Source organism: Agarivorans sp. D1326, from assembly GCF_056958115.1.
In genome coordinates, this window is sequence record NZ_JBTWEN010000002.1 from 423,230 (window position 1) to 440,893 (window position 17,664).

The following is a 17,664-nucleotide window of genomic DNA, read 5'->3' on the forward strand; positions in this document are numbered from 1 at the left end:
TGCCATGGTATAAACTTATTTTAGCGCTTCATGAAATCTTTTGTTTCCAAATTCTATCTTTTATAGAGATAGCTTGTATTTAGGAGGCCTAGGCCATGAGTATTTTTGACCACTATCAACAGCGTTACGAGCAGGCTCAAGAAGAAGAGTTATCCCTCGACCAGTTTTTAACACTTTGTAAAGAACAACCAAGTACTTACGCCAGTGCAGCAGAACGCCTTTTGCTCGCCATTGGCGAGCCAGAAATGGTAGATACCTCTAAAGATCCACGCCTAAGCAGGCTTTTCTCCAACCGTATTATTGCTCGTTATCCCGCCTTTAAAGAATTTTACGGGATGGAAGACAGCATTGAACAAATTGTCTCTTATTTAAAACACTCTTCTCAAGGCCTTGAAGAGCGCAAGCAAATTCTTTACTTGTTGGGTCCAGTAGGTGGTGGTAAATCATCCTTAGCCGAGAAACTGAAAGCCCTTATGCAACAAGTACCTATCTACCGCTTAAAAGGCTCACCAGTAAATGACCATCCATTCTGTCTGTTTGATGCTAACGAAGATGGCAACATTCTAGAAAAAGAATACGGCATTAGTAAGCGCCATTTAAAAACCATTATGTCTCCTTGGGCAGCCAAACGTTTAAATGAATACGGTGGGGATATTACTAAGTTCAAGGTGGTAAAATGCTACCCATCTATCATCAACCAAATTGCGATAGCTAAAACAGAGCCCGGCGATGAAAACAATCAAGATATTTCATCTTTAGTGGGTAAAGTAGACATTCGTCAATTAGAACACTTTGCGCAAAATGACCCCGATGCCTACAGCTACTCAGGCGCACTATGTAGAGCTAACCAAGGTTTAATGGAGTTTGTAGAGATGTTTAAAGCGCCTATTAAGGTGCTACACCCTCTACTCACCGCCACCCAAGAAGGTAACTTCAACGGTACCGAAGGGCTCTCGGCAATTCCCTTCGAAGGCATTATTTTAGCTCACTCAAATGAATCCGAGTGGCAAAGCTTTAAAAACAACAAAAACAACGAGGCCTTTTTAGACCGCGTTTATATTGTAAAAGTGCCTTATTGCTTACGAGTAAGTGAAGAGATAAAAATTTATCAAAAATTACTGGATAATAGTGAATTGAACACAGCCAAATGTGCACCTAGCACTTTGGAGTTATTATCGCAGTTTTCAGTCCTATCGCGGCTTAAAGACCCAGAGAACTCAAGCATCTATTCAAAAATGCGAGTTTACGACGGTGAAACACTTAAAGACACCGATCCTAAAGCCAAGTCTTATCAGGAGTATCGTGATTTTGCCGGGGTAAACGAAGGCATGGAGGGTTTATCTACCCGTTTCGCCTTTAAGATACTATCGCGGGTATTTAATTTTGATACCACCGAGGTAGCGGCTAACGCAGTGCATCTGTTCTATGTGCTTGAACAACAAATAGAGCGCGAGCAATATAGCCAAGAAGTGGCAGACCGCTACTTAGAACACTTAAAAGGCTACTTAATTCCTAAGTACGTCGACTTTATCGGCAAAGAAATTCAAACCGCCTATTTAGAGTCGTACTCAGAATACGGACAAAACATATTTGACCGCTACGTTATTTACGCCGACTTTTGGATTCAAGACCAGGAATATCGAGATCCTGATACTGGCCAACTATTTGACCGCGCAGCACTCAATGCCGAGCTAGAAAAAATAGAGAAACCCGCGGGTATTAGTAACCCTAAAGATTTTCGTAATGAAATCGTCAACTTTGTACTCCGCGCTCGCGCGGGCAATGACGGCAAAAACCCTAACTGGACTAGCTACGAAAAACTTCGCACTGTTATCGAGAAGAAAATGTTCTCGAATACCGAAGACTTGCTACCGGTTATTTCATTCAATACTAAAACCTCCGCCGACGACCAACAGAAACACGATGATTTTGTTGCCCGAATGATGGAGAAAGGATACACCCGCAAACAAGTGCGCTTGTTGTCGGAATGGTATTTACGCGTTCGTAAATCGTCTTAGATTTGATGGAGGGCGCCTATGGCTCATTTTATCGATCGACGTTTAAATGGTAAGAATAAAAGCGCGGTGAACCGCCAGCGCTTTATTCGCCGCTATAAAAGCCAAATTAAACGCGCAGTAAACGATGCGGTTAATCAGCGCAGTATCCAAGACTTGGAGAACAGCGAAAGCATAAGCATTCCTCATAAAGATATTACCGAGCCCTTTTTTCACCAAGGTGAAGGGGGGCATCGCCAACGCACCCTACCTGGTAATGATCAGTTTGGAACAGGCGACAAAATAGAACGCCCTCCTGGTGGAGAAGGAGCTGGAGGACCAGGTGATGGTGAGGCCAGTGACCAAGGCGAAGGCACCGAAGAATTTCAATTTAACATTTCTAAAGACGAATACCTTGATATTCTATTTGACGATTTGGAGCTCCCCAATCTTCAAGAAACAGACGTAGATAGCATTGTTGAATACCGCACCGCCCGCGCCGGCTTTACCAACGACGGGGTGCCAGCCAATATAAATATTGTGCGCTCTTTACAAAACTCCCTAGCGCGACGAATGGCGATGGGAGGAGACAAACGCAAACGCTTACGCGCATTGGAACAACAACTAGAACAAAGCCAATCAGACTCGCAAGTTCCACATAGCGAGATAGAAGCGATAAAAGTAGAAATCGAGGTACTAAAGCGCAAGCTTTCGAACATCCCATTTATCGATACCTTCGATCTTAAGTTTAATAACTTTGCTAAACACCCTGTACCAAGCAGCCAAGCGGTGATGTTTTGTTTAATGGATGTCTCTGGCTCTATGGACCAAGCCACCAAAGACATTGCCAAGCGTTTCTACTTACTGCTCTATCTATTTTTGACCCGTAGTTACGAAAAAATCGAGGTAGTGTTTATTCGCCACCACACTCAAGCTAAAGAAGTTGATGAGCATGAATTTTTCTACTCTCAAGAAACCGGTGGCACCATTGTTTCTAGCGCACTTAACTTAATGGATAAGATTATTGAAGAGCGCTACCCGCAAAACCAATGGAACATATACGCAGCACAAGCTTCCGACGGCGATAACTGGGCAGATGATTCACCCAAGTGTCGCGCATTACTGGAGAAGACCCTGCTACCTCTAAGTCGTCATTACGCTTACATAGAAATAACCAGCCGTGCCCACCAAAGCTTGTGGCACGAATACGAACAACTCAGTGAAATTTTCCCTAACTTCTCTATTCGTCATGTGAAAAATGCCGAGGAAATATTGCCGACATTTAGAGACCTCTTCAAAAAAGCCACTGTGTGAGGCCCTTATGAGCAAAACAAAGATGTTGCCCGATGGACCAGATTGGACCTTTGAAATGCTTGAGCTTTATCATCAAGAAATTGAGAAGGTTGCACAACACTATCAATTAGATACCTATCCTAATCAAATTGAAGTAATTACCGCCGAACAAATGATGGATGCCTATTCCAGCGTAGGTATGCCGATTGGTTATCACCACTGGTCCTATGGCAAAAAATTCATCCAAACTGAACAAACCTACAAACGCGGTCAAATGGGCTTGGCCTACGAAATTGTTATTAATTCAGATCCTTGTATTGCTTACTTGATGGAAGAAAATACCATGCCAATGCAGGCTTTAGTTATCGCCCATGCTTGCTTTGGCCACAATAGTTTTTTCAAAAACAATTACCTGTTTAAAACTTGGACCGATGCCAGCTCAATCATCGATTATCTGGTGTTTGCCAAAAACTACATTAGCAAGTGCGAGGCTCGCCATGGTGTACAAGCGGTTGAAGACTTGCTCGACTCTTGTCACGCTTTAATGAATTACGGCGTCGACCGTTACAAGCGCCCTAGCCCAATTTCAATGGAAGAGGAAAAGTCTCGCCAAGACGCTCGAGCAGAATACTTACAGAGCCAAATCAATGAACTGTGGAAAACCATTCCCACCAAGGAAGACCCAAACGTAGAAAAGCGTCAGCGTTTCCCCGCCTCACCAGAAGAAAACATTCTCTACTTCATCGAAAAACATGCCCCCTTATTGGAGACTTGGCAGCGAGAAATTGTTCGCATAGTAAGAAAAATAAGTCAGTATTTTTACCCTCAAAAGCAAACTCAAGTGATGAATGAAGGATGGGCGACGTTCTGGCATTACACCATCACCAATCATATGTTCGACCATGGACAAGTGAGCGAGCGCTTTATTCTTGAAATTTTACACAGCCACACCAGCGTAGTAATGCAACCGGCTTATAACAGTCCATATTTTAACGGGATAAACCCTTACGCGCTGGGCTTCGCTATGATGACCGATATCCGCAGAATATGCGAATCGCCCACCGATGAGGACCGCAAATGGTTCCCCGATATCGCGGGCAGTGATTGGCTTCAAACCCTACACTTTGCTATGCAAAACTTTAAAGATGAAAGTTTTATTAGCCAGTACTTATCGCCTAAGGTAATACGTGACTTAAAACTGTTCACCCTCGATGATGACGAAAACAAGCCCTACTTAAAAGTTAAAGCCATTCATGATGACCATGGCTACCAACAAGTGCGCGAAGCGCTAAGTGCTCAATACAATCTAAGTAACATTGAACCAAATATTCAAGTTCATAACGTAAACCTTCGTGGAGACCGTTCACTTACCTTACGCTACGTCCCTCATCAAGGCATTCCACTAGGCAAGAGCAAAGATGAGGTAATTAAACACCTTCATCGCTTATGGGGCTTCGATGTGATTCTCGAGCAAAGTGACGATAAAGGCGGCGTACAAGAAATAGCCCGCTGCCCAGCACAAGAATAACAATGCTGTTTATAAAAAAGGCCACCATATGGTGGCCTTTTTTTATTTAGAGTGAATTTATACCAATCGTACCAAGTAACTGTTCATTCTATCTAGTTAAAATACTCGATAACTGCGTTAGGGCTTTTGATTGTAGAATAACTACTTATCGAAAAATCCTGCCTTATTCTCAAGTATTTTTCCTGCGTTATTTCTGATCACTTCCTTAGTGTGATTGGTATTAGAACAACGTTTTGTTCAGCATTAAGTGGCAAACAATAGATGCCGCATAACCTAAGGCAATAACTGGTGCCCAGCGAAGGTGGCTAATAAAGGTATAGTGGCCTCTAGCCTGCCCCATTAACGCAACCCCCGCCGCAGAGCCAATCGATAACATGCTACCACCTACCCCTGCGGTTAACGTCACCAATAACCATTGGCCCAAGGACATTGCGGGCTCCATGGTGAGAACAGCAAACATCACTGGGATGTTATCTACAATGGCACTTAATACCCCAACGGCGATATTGGCGTAGGTTGGGTCCCAATTTAAGTACATGGTGTTAGATGCCATTTCTAGGTAACCAATAAACCCAAGGCCACCAACACAAACAACCACGCCGTAGAAGAACAATAAGGTGTCCCACTCGGCCCGTGCCACCCGGTTAAAAATATCGAAGGGCACTACACTGCCTAAGGCTTTTAATCGGGCATCATCACGATGAGAAATCGCATCAACGGCTTTTTTATGCAAGCTAGATGCAAGTGTTTTGCGCAAGAAGAAACCAAAGAACTGTAAGTAACCTAAGCCCATCATCATGCCCATTACCGGTGGCATGTGGAACAAACTATGCCCCATTACAGCTGTGGCAATAGTTATTAAAAACAAACCTACAATTCGTCTTGCGCCGCGTTTTAATTCAACTTCTTCGTGTTCTGCTTCTACTGCTTCAGCAGAAACAAACATCGACATGATAAAGGCAGGAATAACAAAATTAACAAATGAAGGGATTAACAAATCGAAGAACTGACCAAAAGTAACCAAACCTTTTTGCCAAACCATCAAGGTAGTAATATCACCAAAAGGACTAAATGCTCCACCAGCATTAGCACCAACAACAATATTGATACACGCTAGATTAATAAATCGGCTGTTACCTTGCGCTACTTTAGTCACCACCGCACACATCAGTAGTGCAGTGGTAAGGTTATCGGCCACCGGCGAAATAACAAAGGCTAAGCAGCCCGTTAACCAAAACAGCTTACGATAACTTAGTTTTTTACTAACCAGCCAAGCTCGCAATGCATCAAATAAGCGTCGTTCCTCCATGGCATTGATGTAAGTCATCGCCACCAGCAAGAACAGCATTAATTCTGAAAACTCCAATAAGTTATGGCGAAAGGCATCAGTTACCAGCTCTTCGTGACCAGAGCCGCGATAATAAATAGCAATCAAAAACCAAATTAAGCCTGCGGCGACCAGCACGGGTTTCGACTTTCTTAGATGAATAACCTCTTCACTCATCACCAATAAGTAAGCAATGGCAAAAATGACTAAAGCGCTATAGCCCACCCAAGATGAGGTTAAACTCAAGCCATCAGCGGCATAACTAGCAGAAGAAAAAAACAACAATAGCAGAGGCAACAATATACGCATTAAATCCCACTCCTTAGGCGAATGCTCATTTGTTTTAGATTGATAAAGATTTCGTTCTAGCGTCCGTAGCTTAGGGCGCTGGCACTTCGATGATTGTTCATTGCATTTTCAGCTTTGCTTATTAGTGCCTCAATATTGTTGGCAGTGCCATCTACGCAAGCCACCCCCAACCGAGAGCCAAGTTCTAACTCATCAAGATAGTTGAGCCAAAACTCACTACCTAAAGCATCGTGGATCCGTTCTGCAGTATCCAAAGCTTGGTACAAGCTAGATTCAGGTAAACCAATAACAAACTGATCTTTTTCGCAACGCGCTAACAAGTCAACTTTGCGTACCTTCGATTGTAAAAAATTCGCTAGTTTAACCAATAGCTTATCAGCTTCATCAGCACCTAATTTATCACGGTATCGACTAAAATGATTGACGTTAATCAAAACAATAGAATAGGCATTCTGATAACGAGAGGTACGTTCAATTTCTATCTCAGAAAACTGTTTAAAGCGCGCAAAGTTAGCACAGCCAGTCAGCTCATCGGTATCGATAGATTGCTTAAACAAAGGTAGGTTTTCGCTACTTGGCTGCTCCTTCTCTTGAAATAAATCTAAGCCTTGTTCATGAGTATAGCGATGACGCCACAAGGCATGACAAAGACAAACGATGATACATACCAATAAACAGTTCACTAAGGCATTTGGCAGCTCGACATAAGGCCAATTTTGTACTTGGCTTGCGTTTAAGGGCTCAACACCACTCAAAGTGAGCAGAGTAGCAACAACTATCAACATAACTGCGAGCATGATAGGCAAATAGAAACAAATAAACAGCAGTGGTAGGCTGTACACTAACCAATCAGGAACGACACTAAACTGAAGCGCCCCTCCACCATGCATTAACGCGAAGACTAAAGCGAAATGAATCACTGCATGGCCAGCTAACAAGGCATGGGCTGAGCGCGCCGTCACCAACTTTAAACCACGCCAAGTAAGCAACATTTGATAACAAAACCAAACACTTAATGCTAAAGATGCACCTATATTGGCTTGTTGCCACCAAGCAGCAAGTACGCCCGATTGAAAGAGATAGGAAATAACACACAAGCAATAGAGCGATTGAACCCAAAAGAGATGTTGGCGCTGTTGTTGCCACTGCCAGTTAGCAAATTGCCGCTCTTGGCTTGAGGAAGAAAAGCCCATAAATACGCTTTTCCACGCTTGCATAACTTGTGGCTGTTGCATCTTTCCTTTAACTCCTGTTGTTAAATCAAAGAGAACACCGATATAAACTAGTTTAGATTTGCGCCTAGGGCTACAATATCGGCTTTAATTGCCAAACAAAGAATCATTGTGACTTCACTTAAGCATACTCGCTATCGACAGTTTTTCCCGTCATTAAACGGTACTAATCAGCCATTTGCATACCTTGATAGCGCAGCTTCAACTCAAGTCCCTGAAGTTGTCTTAAAAGACATTGAACAATATTACCGCCAAGGTCATGCCAATGTACATAGAGCAAGTCATAGCTTTGCTCGACATGCCACCAATGCCTTTGAATTAGCAAGGAAAACACTTGCAGAATTTATTGGTGCTAAGGCGCAAAACATTATTTGGACCAGCGGAACAACTCAAGCAGCCAACCTATTGGCAGATGGCCTCGCCCATTTAGTTGATGAAGGCGACGAAATTTGGGTTAGCGAGCTCGAACATCACTCAAACCTAGTACCTTGGCAACAATTAGCCCTTAAGCGTAAGGCGAATCTAAAAGTAATTCCTGTACTAGACAATGGTGATATAGATTTAGCTTACTTTCGCCAGCAACTTAGCGACAAATGTAAAATTGTTGCCGTTGCCCATGTATCAAACAGTATTGGTGCTATGCAACCAATACCCGAATTATCTAGGCTAGCCCACCAGTTCGGCGCAAAAATAGTTGTGGATGGCGCACAAGCGGTAGCCCACTTAGACGTCGATGTTAATCGCTTAGCTTGTGACTATTACTTGTTTTCTGGACACAAGTTATATGGGCCAACTGGCATAGGCGCGCTATATGGAAGCGAAGAAGCCTTGGAACTGCTCGAGCCCAGTGTGTTTGGTGGAGAGATGATAAGTAAGGTGTCTTTTGAAGCCAGCACTTGGAACAGTCTTCCTTATCGCCTAGAAGCGGGGACCCCAAACATAGCTGGGGCAATAGGTTTGGCCTCAGCCATTAAATTCTTAGCACAGTTCCCTTTAAAAGAGCGTCTTAGTCACGAGCGCCAATTATTAGCTTATGCGCTACAGCAGCTTAAACAGCACCCCAAGGTTGAACTGGTTGGTGAACCGATGATGAGAGTTGGCTTAATTGCGTTCAATTTGCAAGGTGTTCACCCTCAAGATGCTGCCACCCTATTTGACCAATACAATGTTGCTTTGCGCTGTGGCCATCATTGCGCAATGCCCTTGAGCAGTCGTTTGTCTCCAGAAGGCAGTATTCGTTTGTCACTTGGCTTATATAACAATCAACAAGATATCGACCAAGCGATAGAAGCAATTGATAAAATTATGGAGTTGTTTGGTGAATAGAGCACCCCAAGTTGAATTAAACATAGAACAGATTGAACAGCGCTTTGTTAATTGTAAGTCTTGGGAAGAGCGTTACCGCCAACTGCTGCTGTTAAGCAAAGTACTGAGCCCGATGGACTCTCAATACCAAATACAAGAAAACTTAGTGCAAGGCTGCGAAAGTGATGTGTGGCTGTATTATGCCAATACGCAGCTACTAGTTGATAGTAATGCGAAAATCATCAAGGGTTTACTGGTAATCATGCTAGCCAGCTTCGCGCAGGATGCTGAAAACACTCAAGTAACATTTAGCCAAACTTTAGAAAAGCTTGGCTTAGCGCATCATTTAAGTGAATCGAGAAACAATGGAATAACGGCGATATTGCAGAGAATCGCAAAGTTAAGCTAAGCGGTTACTCTTCGCTGGGAATGGTATAAGTGCGGCGTTTTTTGGTTTTAATCACAACTTTTGATTTAGCACCTCCTTCTTCCATCACCGCCCTGTATTCACTTCTAGGTACTGGTTTAGCTTGAGGTACTGGCTTGGTGGCTGCAGGTGGACGGCTCGTTACACTATAGGTAAATCCACAATCACGACAGGCCATTAATGCTGGTTTATGGCCACCGCAAGATGGACATTTTTGATTAGAGCTCACTACTGGTTCCTATTTCTTTCTATGGGAAATTTAGTTTATTGCTTAAGTGTATTTGATCATCTGCAATTAATCACAACAAATTAAACATTTAATGATCCGGTTAGCTATTTACTTAGATTTATCGCTAGTTTATTCGCTGTTTTGCTCTGTCAGATGCTCAATAAACCATTCCCCTGCAGGCCCAAGAGCTTGACTCCAAACCACTTCAATTGGCCACTCAAAGTCATCCACAATAAAATCTCGTTCTAACTCAACCAGTTGATTATTGGCAATGTAGGTTTTAGCTAAAGGCTCGGGGAACAAACCAAAGCCAACGCCATTAAGCAACAGCTGCTTAAATTGGTACATTCTTGAACAATTAACCACCTGAGAACTAAGGCGCACTGACTCAGCTAAATCTTCAGTAATAAAGTTAGACACCGCAGGAGTTATTTGAATTTGCGATAGGAGATCTTGAATAGATAAAGCATGTTTTATCTTGGCAAGCGGATGGCTTGGCGCGCAAACACACAACCATTTAATTCGGCCAATCATAACACTCTCTACTCCGCGACGCGGGATAAGCTCTGCAGGAGTAATAAGAATGTCTACCTCCCCTTCTTCACCAAAATTATGGGAGTCGAACTCATCTACATCAATGATCTTCACATTTAGTTGCGGAAACTTAGCTAACAAGCTCTTTATCGCCTCTCCATACTCTGGAAAAAAGCTATAACCCGACACACCAATGGTTAATTTGTCTTCAATCCCCTCATGGTAAGACTGAGCTTTTTTCTCCATAGCTTGTAAGCGTGGAACAATCTCCAAAGCCTGAACGTAAAGCGTGCGCCCCACGTCGGTTAAGGTTGGCGCTTGGCCAGAAACACGGTCAAAAAGTCGAATGTTTAAATCCAACTCCATGTTTTGAATCAATTGGCTCACTGCTGAAGGGCTTACCCCCAGTTTACGTGCGGCTGCTGAGAAAGAACGCGTCTCAGCTACTGTCACCAAATAAACTAAACGTTCGGGAGTAATATGCATGCAGTACCTAGGAACAATGCTTTGTTTTTATTGATTAAATGTTAGCACTAGCAGTTTGCTTTTCCCAGCGGTCAACTACTTAATTGTTTGGCTATAAAACTCACTAATGTATTTTCCGCCTTTAATATTGGCAATAATACGTAACTTATAGCTATCTCCCTGGTTAGGGATCAATTCGCGTAATTCGGTGGGGCTTCTCCAGTAATAAGGGCTATCACTCATGCCTAGTGGGTAAGCGGTCACTACATTTGCACTGCTTACAATAAAGAAGGTGGCACTATCTAAAGGAAAGGTAGAATTAACCGTGGTTGTTCCTGCTTCATCACTAATATTGAGCTGAAAATCACCGGATTCAAGAATACACTTTTGGTTAATAATGTCGCAGTGACCATAGGTACTTAGCTGGAAAACGCGCTCTTTTTCTGCATCATGCTCCAAATAAATATCCGATGCGATATACCCGCCAATTGCCAAAAACGGCATCACTAACATAGCTAACTTAGTGTGTCTGTTCATTGTTACTTCCTGTAATCAACCTTATTGAGTGATGCTAACCAAGTACACTCTTTAACACTATCATATTGAAATTTAGTTATTTTTACCAAGCTCCACCGCAAAAAAAGGCTCCCTCTAGGGAGCCTTTTGCTTACTAGGGATTAGTTCAATTCAAGCTTAATGATCGTGAGCTGCGCCTGCACCATGTGGTACACGGAAGTTATCAACCATATCTTGAATATGCTGCGGAGCAGGACCGGTTACTTTACATACTGCGAAGGCAACACCAAAGTTAACCAAAGCACCTACTACACCAAAGGCATTTGGCGAAATACCCAAGAACCAGTTTGGTCCCATATCACCTAAGAATGAAGTACCTGGGATAAACATAATGCCTTTATGTTGGAATACGTAAAGCATTGTTACACCAATACCTGAGCACATACCGGCTACCGCAGCGGTACCACTCATTTTCTTAGCAAAGATACCCATCATCAACGCTGGGAAGATAGACGAAGCGGCTAGACCAAAGGCCAGTGCAACGGTACCTGCGGCAAATCCAGGCGGATTTAAACCGAGATAACCGGACACCAAGATGGCAAGTGTCATCACTATTCGCCCTGCCAGCAACTCATTCTTATCTGAGAGGTTAGGCGTGAGCACCCCTTTCATTAAGTCGTGAGATATCGAGGATGAAATAGCCAACAACAAACCAGCAGCGGTTGAGAGCGCAGCCGCCAAACCACCAGCAGCTACTAATGCAATTACCCAGTTAGGTAGGTTAGCAATAGCTGGGTTAGCAAGTACCATAATGTCGCGGTCTACTTTCACCATTTCATTGGTTTCTTTATCAGCAACATATTGGATTTTGCCGTCACCGTTCTTGTCTTCAAACTTCAGCAGACCTGTGTTTTCCCAATCTTTGAACCACTGTGGACGTTCGTCATATACCAAGTTATCACCGGCTTCAGGAACAATAGTGTTCATTAAGTTGAAACGAGCCATGGCACCTACAGCTGGCGCTACAGTGTACAAAATAGCAATGAATACTAGAGCATAACCAGCAGAAGAGCGGGCCGCTTGAACGGTAGGCACAGTAAAGAAGCGCATGATTACGTGAGGTAAACCTGCAGTACCAATCATTAGTGACAAGGTATAGGCAAACATGTTTAGAGTGCCGCCTAGGTTGTCGGTGGTGTACTCTTTAAAGCCAAGATCGGTAACTACCATGTCTAGCTTATCGAGTAAGTAAACACCGCTGCCATCAGCCAGGGTACTACCCAAACCAATCTGCGGAATTGGATTACCGGTTAGCTGCAGTGAAATGAACACGGCAGGAATGGTGTATGCAAAAATTAGTACACAGTATTGAGCAATCTGGGTGTAAGTAATCCCCTTCATGCCGCCTAATACTGCGTAAACCCAAACTACAAACATGCCAATGTATAAACCCATATCGTACTCAACTTCTAGGAAGCGAGAGAAGGCAACACCAACACCTTTCATTTGGCCAATAATGTAAGTAAGCGATGCGATAATCAAACACAATACCGCAACAATACGCGCACCTTTTGAGTAGTATCTATCGGAGATAAACTCAGGTACCGTAAACTTACCATGCTTACGCATATAAGGAGCTAGTAACATTGCTAGCAGCACATAGCCGCCGGTCCAGCCCATTAGAAAAACAGAACCACCATATCCTAGGAAGGCAATTAAACCCGCCATAGAAATGAACGAAGCTGCACTCATCCAGTCAGCACCAATTGCCATACCATTTTGGATAGGCGTAACACCACCACCAGCAACATAGAAGTCACTGGTAGAGCCTGCTCTAGCCCACCAAGCAATGGCGAAGTACAGGCCAAAGGAGCCAAATACAGCGATATAAGTATAGAGTTTTAACTCGTCCATTTATGACTCCTCAACATGGTATTTTTTGTCGAGCTTATTCATTTTGGCGGTATACCAAAAAATCAAAGCCACAAAGGTATAAATAGAGCCCTGTTGTGCAAACCAAAAGCCCAGTTTATATCCGCCTAAGCGAATTTCATTTAGCGGCTCAACGAGAAGTAAGCCAAAACCAAATGAAACCACAAACCATATGACGAGACAGGTAAATATTAGGCGCAAGTTTTCTTGCCAATATGTAGTCTGTTCTTCCATGATATTTCTCCAAGCAAGCTATTAAAGCCTCGCAATTTTGTGCCAATAAATATGTAAACAACATGTTAACGGCCGAACACATCATTAAGTTTTTATCTGCGGCTAGTGGAATAGATGCACATATAAACTCAATTCAAGCCTATCGAAGAAAAAGTTAACAAACGATTAACAGACTAGGTATTAATCTTTAGTCTAAAGTCTCTGAATACAAGTAAAAATTGAGATCTAGACGCAGAAAATAAACACTAAAAGAAGCAATAGAAGGATGCGGTGAATAATAAAAGAGGGCTAAAGAAAACAAAGCTAAGCAGAAAAAAGCCTGAATAGACAGGCTAGGCAAGTTTTAGTTAACAGTTTGTTAACTACACACAAAAATCCAATTCAGAAATATCAACCGGATTCTCTTCAGAAGAAATTTCAGCGTAACTATCGTCGGCAAACGATAGTTCTTGACCATCATCTAATACAATAAAGTATGAAAGACTCACTGGATCAACACGCAACTCCCCTTGCAAAAAACAACCACTGTTAAATACAACCGTAGTATCCGGTTTAGAATAGAAAATGGCGTTAACTCTAGGGCCAAAATTAACTAAGGCAATTATTACCAAAAAGGATATGGTTACCCACTTCATCTTAAGTCTCGTGCAAAAAAGAAAGGATTGTAGCAGGTCTGCACTCTGTGGCGAGTTGACCAAGAATAATTAGTGGTATTTCGATAATAAAAAAGGCATTGCGAGGAAAAGTGCAATGCCTTTTGTTGGCTACAACAAGCGACTTCTGATTACTGCAAAACTTCTAGTTTTGTAAAAAGCTATGAATAACTTAGAGCGCTAATTGCTGTTACTTGGCTAGAAGTAGTATCGGGCTTGTATCGACATTTCGTCTTGTTTTTTATCTGCACCTAATGCGTCTTTATTTTCTAGACCAAACTTATACTCTAGAGCCAAAAGAACTTGGCCGGGCTTCCACCCCACTCCAGCTAAAGCGTAGCTAAGCTCGCCTTGGCTACCACTGGTTTTATCTTCTAAACCGTTATAACCCGCATAAACGTGGTAAAGGCCGCCATCGATTTTGTAAACGCCAATTAACTCTAAGCCATTAGCTTTATCAGCTAATGTACTAAATTTACCGCTTAAATTTTCATACTCACCATAGACACCTGAAGCATAAAACATATCAGACTCATACACCGCGCCAGCTAGCCACGATGTTGCTTTATCCTGATCATCAGCTCCAACGTAATTTACATTTTTAACATCGTAACCATTGGCTGCATATGCCGCACCTATTGATAAACCAAAATCAAAGTCATAGGTACCACTCAATTGATAACCATAATCTCTAGCTGATGAATCATTTTCAAACTGATATTGAGCCGCTAAGCCAAAGCCGCCAAAAGACTTTCGGTAGGTTAATGCATCATCAGCGCGCCCCATACCCGACTCATCACCACCATTTCGACCATCATACGTACCCGACGCATCACCGCCAAACTTCCAAAACTGATCGGTCCACACAGCTATATCGTAGTAGGCAGACCACTGCTTACCGACTCGAATTGAACCAAAGCTATCATTATTAAAGTAGATGTTGCCTAAACGATTGGTGAATAGTGGATCCGCTTTTTCAACGGGATTAAACCCCCACTCTAATTGGGCACCAGCAATCCAGTTTTGCACCATTTCATGTTCAAAAGCAAAACGGATCCGTGAGGCCCTGTCTTGTAACTCAAATGACTTGTCTTTATCTCCGTAGCCCGCTTGATAAAATGCCTCTATCCCTAAGTAACCACCTATACTTACGTTAGTTTTACCATTTTCATAAATAGTAGCGGCCGAAACGCTACCTGCCATTGCACTAAGTGCAAGCCCTGCAATTACCTTATTCATGGTTTACTCCTTGGTTTGAGTTTTTTCATTAACTCTTAACAATTGGGGAACAAAAGTGTGCTAACAGTTAAAGCCCCCAAAATTCAGCGTAGTAACAAACCAAAAAATAACCAGTTAACTAATTGGAAACATAAAATAGCGGAATAGTTATTAGTCGTTAATATCAGCAACTAAAGTAACAAAAACGTCAAAAAACAATATTTACTAACAGGTTTGAGCTAATTCCCCCTATTAAGCCCTAAAGTTCCTGGAAAAAATTCTTGCCACTTATTAACAATTAACTAGTATTCATAGCCTTACTGAGGAGGGATAGGTGAAAACGAGTAAACGTTTAACAGCAATTAACCAACACGTGATTAAGCACTACCAAGATATATGGGATTGCTGTTGCGACCACGGTTTATTGGGCGCAGAGCTGGTAAAACGCAACAGTGCCAGCTGTGTGCACTTTGTTGATTGCGTGCCACAAATCTGCCAGCAACTAGAGCGACAATTGCAGCAGCACCTTGCCTATTCATCATCTAGCTTAACCAGCCCATGGCAAGTACATTGCCAAGACGTAGCTCAGCTAAAACTCAGTAAAAATGGCAGTCAACTGGTTATAATCGCAGGAGTTGGTGGCGAGCTATGCATTCAATTGCTAAAGGGGATACTAGAACACAACCACGCTGTGAACTTTGAATTGATTATTTGCCCAGTACATTATCAATATGAACTTCGACAGTTTTTGCAGAGTAATGGCTTTGGTTTAATTGATGAACAGCTAATAGAAGAGAACCGCCGCTATTACGAAATACTGCATCTTTCTACCACCGCCAACTCACCAATCAGCCATGTTGGTGACGCAATGTGGGACTTGTCTAAGCCCGAACATAGAGCCTACTTGAATAAAACCATTGCACATTACTGCCGTATGGGCGGAAAAACGGTTCATCCAGCTCTGCGAGCCTATGAAACATTGCAAAAGAAAAGCTCGCTAGATAACAGCTAAATCAACACGCCATTTAATAAAGATAAAAAATTTAAATCTAATATTGATCTACAAAGCAACATTTTGAGTCGCCTATGCTAGAATCGCTCGCTTTTGTGCAGTGCTACCCGTTCACTGCTACAGTAAGCCTTAAATAGAACAAGCGATCATTGCATGAAATTTCCTGGCCAACGTAAATCCAAGCATTATTTTCCTGTTGAATCTCGAGACCCCTTAACCAATGAGCTCAATCCAGTCATTAGCCCAAAGCACACACATATAACTGGCATTGATCAAACCTTGGTGGATATCGAAGCGCACGTTGACCAAGCATTTATAGACCGCCATCAACTTGTTAAAGGCAATTCCTTGCTTATTGATGACTTAGCGGCTCAAACGCTATATCAAGAACTACAAGATAAACATCTTATTACTGCCGAGTTTGCCGGTGGCACTATCGGCAATACCTTGCACAACTACTCTACCCTAGCCGATGGTCGCTCGGTGATGTTTGGAGTAATGAGTCAAAACATCACCATTGGTGATTACGCCTATCGCTACTTATGCAATACTTCTTCGCGCGTAGACCTCAATTACCTGCAGGCGGTAGACGGCCCAGTAGGGCGATGCTTTACCTTAATTAGCGATTGTGGTGAACGTACCTTTGCTATCTCGAAAGGCCATATGGATAAACTTACCCCAGAGTTTATTGACGAAAAATTAGTAAAAACTGGCGCAGCTCTCACGCTCACTGCCTACCTTATGCGGGCCGGAGAAGACCCCATTACTCAAGCCGCTATGCAAGCCATTGAATATGCCCACCAAGCAAACGTACCCGTAGTGCTTACTTTGGGCACCCGCTTTTTAATCGAAGATGATCCTAAATGGTGGCAACAGTTTATTAGCGAACACGTTACTGTATTGGCAATGAACGAAGAAGAAGCAGAAGCCTTAACCGGCGAGAGTGACGTATTACTCGCCTGTGAAAAGGCTCTAGAGTGGTGTGATCTTATTTTGTGCACGGCTGGCTCACGGGGCTTATTTATGGCCGGTTACACCGATGAAGCCTTTAAACGAACCACCAGCCATACTCTGCTGCCAGGAGCCATCCCAGAATTCAACCAATATGAGTTTTCACGCCCAATGTTAAAAACCGATTGTGAGCAAGCGCTGAAAGTTTACTCGCATATTGCGCCATTTATGGGCGGACCAGAAAAAATCACCAACACTAACGGCGCCGGAGATGGCGCTTTATCGGCGCTGCTCCACGACATGGCAGCAAACGTATTTCACCGCAGTAATGTTGAACAATCCAGTAAGCATCGCTTTGAAGCGCTCAGTTACTCCTCGTTTGCGCAAATCTGTAAATACGCCAACCGCGTGAGTTACGAAGTATTGGCCCAGCATAGTCCTCGTCTTTCACGTGGGCTACCAGAGCGTGAAGAAAGCTTAGAAGAAGCTTATTGGGAGCGCTAAC

At 42.9% G+C, this 17,664-nt stretch carries 16 protein-coding genes; 7 read left to right on the forward strand and 9 right to left on the reverse strand.

Annotated elements, in window-relative coordinates:
* The first annotated feature begins 95 nt into the window (after positions 1–95).
* The 3 genes from ACYFDN_RS05795 to ACYFDN_RS05805 are packed head-to-tail and all read left to right on the forward strand — an operon-like array spanning position 96 to position 4,815.
* Positions 96–2,018 carry a PrkA family serine protein kinase gene (locus ACYFDN_RS05795; RefSeq protein ID WP_016404012.1) on the forward strand — a complete coding sequence of 641 codons (1,923 nt, stop codon included), beginning with the start codon at positions 96–98 and terminating at the stop codon, positions 2,016–2,018.
* Between the two features lie 18 nt (positions 2,019–2,036).
* Positions 2,037–3,308 carry a YeaH/YhbH family protein gene (locus tag ACYFDN_RS05800; RefSeq protein ID WP_483510299.1) on the forward strand — a complete coding sequence of 424 codons (1,272 nt, stop codon included), beginning with the start codon at positions 2,037–2,039 and terminating at the stop codon, positions 3,306–3,308.
* 7 nt (positions 3,309–3,315) lie between these two features.
* Positions 3,316–4,815 (forward strand): SpoVR family protein, encoded by a 1,500-nt coding sequence (locus ACYFDN_RS05805; RefSeq protein ID WP_472590738.1) that lies wholly within the window; start codon positions 3,316–3,318, stop codon positions 4,813–4,815.
* Positions 4,816–5,035: 220 nt separating this feature from the next.
* Here ACYFDN_RS05805 and nhaD read toward each other — a convergent pair whose 3' ends face one another.
* Positions 5,036–6,451 (reverse strand): sodium:proton antiporter NhaD, encoded by a 1,416-nt coding sequence (gene nhaD, locus ACYFDN_RS05810; RefSeq protein ID WP_483510300.1) that lies wholly within the window; start codon positions 6,449–6,451, stop codon positions 5,036–5,038.
* 56 nt (positions 6,452–6,507) lie between these two features.
* Positions 6,508–7,686 carry a GGDEF domain-containing protein gene (locus ACYFDN_RS05815; RefSeq protein ID WP_483510301.1) on the reverse strand — a complete coding sequence of 393 codons (1,179 nt, stop codon included), beginning with the start codon at positions 7,684–7,686 and terminating at the stop codon, positions 6,508–6,510.
* 108 nt (positions 7,687–7,794) lie between these two features.
* Between ACYFDN_RS05815 and ACYFDN_RS05820 the strand changes: the two genes are divergently transcribed.
* Positions 7,795–9,009 (forward strand): aminotransferase class V-fold PLP-dependent enzyme, encoded by a 1,215-nt coding sequence (locus ACYFDN_RS05820; RefSeq protein WP_483510303.1) that lies wholly within the window; start codon positions 7,795–7,797, stop codon positions 9,007–9,009.
* A complete protein-coding gene (locus ACYFDN_RS05825; RefSeq protein ID WP_483510304.1) occupies positions 9,002–9,397 on the forward strand; it encodes a SufE family protein in 396 nt (131 codons plus the stop codon). The genes ACYFDN_RS05820 and ACYFDN_RS05825 overlap by 8 nt, the downstream gene beginning before the upstream one ends.
* A gap of 4 nt (positions 9,398–9,401) precedes the next feature.
* On the opposite strand, the gene ACYFDN_RS05830 is transcribed toward ACYFDN_RS05825, so the two are convergent.
* The 7 genes from ACYFDN_RS05830 to ACYFDN_RS05860 form a co-directional block, all read right to left on the reverse strand.
* Positions 9,402–9,644, reverse strand: a complete 243-nt coding sequence (locus ACYFDN_RS05830) for a hypothetical protein (protein WP_016400514.1) — start codon at positions 9,642–9,644, stop codon at positions 9,402–9,404.
* A 129-nt stretch (positions 9,645–9,773) separates the two neighbouring features.
* Complete coding sequence (locus tag ACYFDN_RS05835) at positions 9,774–10,664, reverse strand: LysR family transcriptional regulator (RefSeq protein ID WP_483510306.1); 891 nt, start codon at positions 10,662–10,664, stop codon at positions 9,774–9,776.
* Between the two features lie 75 nt (positions 10,665–10,739).
* Positions 10,740–11,180, reverse strand: a complete 441-nt coding sequence (locus tag ACYFDN_RS05840; RefSeq protein ID WP_016400516.1) for a hypothetical protein — start codon at positions 11,178–11,180, stop codon at positions 10,740–10,742.
* A 156-nt stretch (positions 11,181–11,336) separates the two neighbouring features.
* A complete protein-coding gene (locus ACYFDN_RS05845) occupies positions 11,337–13,073 on the reverse strand; it encodes a sodium:solute symporter family protein (protein WP_016400517.1) in 1,737 nt (578 codons plus the stop codon).
* The gene (locus ACYFDN_RS05850) at positions 13,074–13,325 is read right to left on the reverse strand and encodes a DUF4212 domain-containing protein (protein WP_040306877.1); all 252 of its coding nucleotides are present in this window, start codon (positions 13,323–13,325) and stop codon (positions 13,074–13,076) included.
* Positions 13,326–13,687: 362 nt separating this feature from the next.
* Positions 13,688–13,960, reverse strand: coding sequence for a hypothetical protein (locus ACYFDN_RS05855; RefSeq protein ID WP_152782333.1), 273 nt, complete (start codon positions 13,958–13,960; stop codon positions 13,688–13,690).
* Positions 13,961–14,176: 216 nt separating this feature from the next.
* On the reverse strand, positions 14,177–15,217 hold the full coding sequence (locus ACYFDN_RS05860) for a porin (RefSeq protein ID WP_152782331.1): 1,041 nt from the start codon (positions 15,215–15,217) through the stop codon (positions 14,177–14,179).
* Positions 15,218–15,530: 313 nt separating this feature from the next.
* Between ACYFDN_RS05860 and ACYFDN_RS05865 the strand changes: the two genes are divergently transcribed.
* Both ACYFDN_RS05865 and ACYFDN_RS05870 read left to right on the forward strand, forming a co-directional pair.
* Positions 15,531–16,208 carry a tRNA (adenine(22)-N(1))-methyltransferase gene (locus tag ACYFDN_RS05865; protein ID WP_483510307.1) on the forward strand — a complete coding sequence of 226 codons (678 nt, stop codon included), beginning with the start codon at positions 15,531–15,533 and terminating at the stop codon, positions 16,206–16,208.
* Between the two features lie 153 nt (positions 16,209–16,361).
* Positions 16,362–17,663 (forward strand): inosine/guanosine kinase, encoded by a 1,302-nt coding sequence (locus ACYFDN_RS05870; RefSeq protein ID WP_483510308.1) that lies wholly within the window; start codon positions 16,362–16,364, stop codon positions 17,661–17,663.
* Position 17,664 lies beyond the last annotated feature (1 nt).

Bases quoted from the DNA above. Each gene is read 5' to 3' on its own strand.
- ACYFDN_RS05850 (WP_040306877.1), bottom strand. From the start codon at position 13,325: ATGGAAGAACAGACTACATATTGGCAAGAAAACTTGCGCCTAATATTT.
- ACYFDN_RS05845 (WP_016400517.1), bottom strand. From the start codon at position 13,073: ATGGACGAGTTAAAACTCTATACTTATATCGCTGTATTTGGCTCCTTT.
- ACYFDN_RS05795 (WP_016404012.1), top strand. From the start codon at position 96: ATGAGTATTTTTGACCACTATCAACAGCGTTACGAGCAGGCTCAAGAA.
- ACYFDN_RS05835 (WP_483510306.1), bottom strand. From the start codon at position 10,664: ATGCATATTACTCCCGAACGTTTAGTTTATTTGGTGACAGTAGCTGAG.
- nhaD (WP_483510300.1), bottom strand. From the start codon at position 6,451: ATGCGTATATTGTTGCCTCTGCTATTGTTGTTTTTTTCTTCTGCTAGT.
- ACYFDN_RS05870 (WP_483510308.1), top strand. From the start codon at position 16,362: ATGAAATTTCCTGGCCAACGTAAATCCAAGCATTATTTTCCTGTTGAA.
- ACYFDN_RS05800 (WP_483510299.1), top strand. From the start codon at position 2,037: ATGGCTCATTTTATCGATCGACGTTTAAATGGTAAGAATAAAAGCGCG.
- ACYFDN_RS05855 (WP_152782333.1), bottom strand. From the start codon at position 13,960: ATGAAGTGGGTAACCATATCCTTTTTGGTAATAATTGCCTTAGTTAAT.
- ACYFDN_RS05805 (WP_472590738.1), top strand. From the start codon at position 3,316: ATGAGCAAAACAAAGATGTTGCCCGATGGACCAGATTGGACCTTTGAA.
- ACYFDN_RS05860 (WP_152782331.1), bottom strand. From the start codon at position 15,217: ATGAATAAGGTAATTGCAGGGCTTGCACTTAGTGCAATGGCAGGTAGC.
- ACYFDN_RS05840 (WP_016400516.1), bottom strand. From the start codon at position 11,180: ATGAACAGACACACTAAGTTAGCTATGTTAGTGATGCCGTTTTTGGCA.
- ACYFDN_RS05815 (WP_483510301.1), bottom strand. From the start codon at position 7,686: ATGCAACAGCCACAAGTTATGCAAGCGTGGAAAAGCGTATTTATGGGC.